We start from the raw sequence: 2482 nt of genomic DNA on the forward strand, positions 1-2482 counted from the left end.
ACCGCGGCAGCGGCGAGCGTCGGCCGGGTAAGCCGGGCCGAGACACCGCCCCAAGCAGCCTTCGCGCGTCCGCCGAGTATGTCCAGCGAGGCGGCCAGGTCACGGTACGCCGCTTGCATACGCTCTGCGGCACCGGCCGTCCAGCGGTTCGAAGACGGCTGTCCCTCCGTCCCGGCCCCAGCTGTCCCGGTGTGCGGGGTCGGCGGCACGCTTTCTCCGTTAAAGCCGGGGGTCGGCTCGAAGGGCGCCCAGCCGGCCGTCGGGAAATACACCTCCACCCAAGCATGGGCGTCTTGCTGCCGCACCTGCACGTTGTATCGTGTCCTATCGTCCAACTTCTCCGACGCGACGACTTCGCCGGGCGTAAACCCCTTCACCCAGCGAGCGGGAACGCCGGAAGCGCGCAGCAGCACGACCATCGCCGTTGAGAAGTGATCGCAGTATCCGGCGCGCTGCTCGAACAAGAAGCGGTCAACCAGGTCCTCCCCGGTCGCGGCGGGCCGCGTATTGTCCGTGCGGTACGCGTAATGCTCGCGCAAGTACCGCTCAATGGCGTCGGCTTTCGCATAAGGCGTCTCGGCCTGCTGCGTAATTTGACGCGCCAGCCCGCGGACGCGTTCCGGCAGCGCTTCAGGCAGCTGCAGGAACCGTTCGCGGACGGCGGCGGGATAATCGGTTCCCGCATCGCGCTGCAGCATCGAACGGTCGGTCAGCACGCGGGCTTCGAGACGATAGAACGACAGCGGGTCCGTTAACGCCGACATCACATATCGGTCCGTCTCCGCCTGCTTCCACACCCAATCGACCGGGATGGCTTGTCCCCGTGCGGTTTGCAAGGCGTCGACGCGGGTGATCGTCCCTCCCGCAAGCAGGAAGCGGTTCAACGTCGAATCGGCTAACGCCACCTCCTGGATAACGGCTGTATAGGCGGACGAAGCCGCCAGTTCCGACGTCGGCTCGCCCAAGCGGGATTGGAGCATCGTCGGTTCGGGCTCCGTCCAGCCTTGCCCCGTATAACGGCTCTTGGCTTCGCCGCGCCAATAGGTCAGACGCTCGGTAACCGCCGTGAAAGCCACGCCGGGATCGGCGCGCAAGGGCAGCCCGAGCAGGCTGTCGTCCGCTCCGTAGCCTGTGCGGGCCACCGAATCGGAGGCGCCGGCACGGTACCCGTTTGCCAGATGTTCTTCCCACGTCCGCATGTACGCCAACCAATCGGGCGGCTGGGCCTGCTGCGGATGAAGCAGCACGCCCAGACCGCCGGCGGCGAGGCTGGCGGCAAGCAGCAGCAGACCGGGCATCCAGACGCCCTGAGCGGCGATCGGCACCGTGCGGCTGTCCGCAGGCGCCCCCACTGCCGCGGGCGGCGTCCCCGTCTCCGCAAGCCAGCGCCGATAACGTCCGGGCTGCAGCAGCAATTGAAGCAGCAGACCGATAGCCAGGCAGCGGCAAACGGACCCTAATGCATCCAACCCGAACGCCGTTTGCATCAAGATCGGAATCGCCAGCGTCATCAGCACCAGCCAAAACATGGAACGGCGATCGAGCACAAGCGATTGCACGACCGAGATGAAGAACGCCCAGCCGGTCGTGAACAGCAGCGTTCGCGTCGCAGGCTCCCACGCCCCTAAGCGGCCCTGCAGTCCCTCGCTCCAATCGACTGCCAGCTCCCGGCCCCAGATCGCCCATTCCTCCGCGTTCGGAAAGGCTTGACCGTGGTGCAGCCAAGCGGTGAACAGCACGATCCCCGCGGCTTTCAGCGGCCAAACCGCCCAGGCGGACGGACGAAACGAGTCGATCAGAACGAACAGCGAGAACATCCAAACGAAGGGAGCAATGGAATAAAGCTCGGTGACCTCGGCTAATCGGCCGAGCGGGTACAGCCATTCGAGCAGCAGCAGCAGCAGCAGCAAGCTCAGCAGGGCATCCTCGCCCCACGAAGCGCGCGGCTCAGACTGCGTTTGGCCCGCGAAGCCCGAGTCCCGGTCCGCGGAGGCGAGCGCTCTTGCAGGGGAGACGTACGCTGCCTGCGGCGTTAGGCCCGGCGGCGAATAGCCGGAAAACCCCACCGATGCAGACGGAGCGTCAGGCATCGCGGCGAGCGCAGCGGTCGTGGAGGCGTTCTCCACATGCGGCATTTGTCCCGCTCCCCCTCCCGCCGCCAGACGGTCAATGTCCCGATGCGGCATAACCGTCACCTCCCATCTGCGGCGCGGAGGACACAGCTAGCGCGCTCACAACGGTCACGCGGCAGCCGAGCGCCTCCAGCTGCTGCAGCCACGACTCCACCGCGGCAGCGCTACCGCGCGACCACGGGCCTTGCACGTACACGAGCTGCACCGCCCGTCCCGGCAGCCGGCGCAGCACAGGGATCAGCTGCGCGTCTGCGCGGGCCGTCACCAGCGTGACGGCACCGCCGCCGGCAGCAAGCGCTTCGCGCCCCATGCGGCTATATAGTTCCAGCGTGCGCCCCCCGACGTCTTCG

The 2482-nt window shown here is 67.1% G+C and carries 1 protein-coding gene and 1 pseudogene; both read right to left on the reverse strand.

All coding sequences use genetic code 11. The annotated features are described in order from the left end of the window. Window positions 1-2186: transglutaminase-like domain-containing protein (locus tag FKP33_RS26565; protein WP_141336812.1), on the reverse strand; the 2186-nt coding region annotated here is incomplete at its 3' end. Continuing rightward, window positions 2167-2482: pseudogene (locus FKP33_RS27525) on the reverse strand (hypothetical protein); the annotation flags it as partial. The pseudogene FKP33_RS27525 and the gene FKP33_RS26565, both read right to left, overlap by 20 nt.

This window comes from Paenibacillus sp. tmac-D7, assembly GCF_006519665.1.
Classification (GTDB): domain Bacteria; phylum Bacillota; class Bacilli; order Paenibacillales; family NBRC-103111; genus Paenibacillus_G; species Paenibacillus_G validus.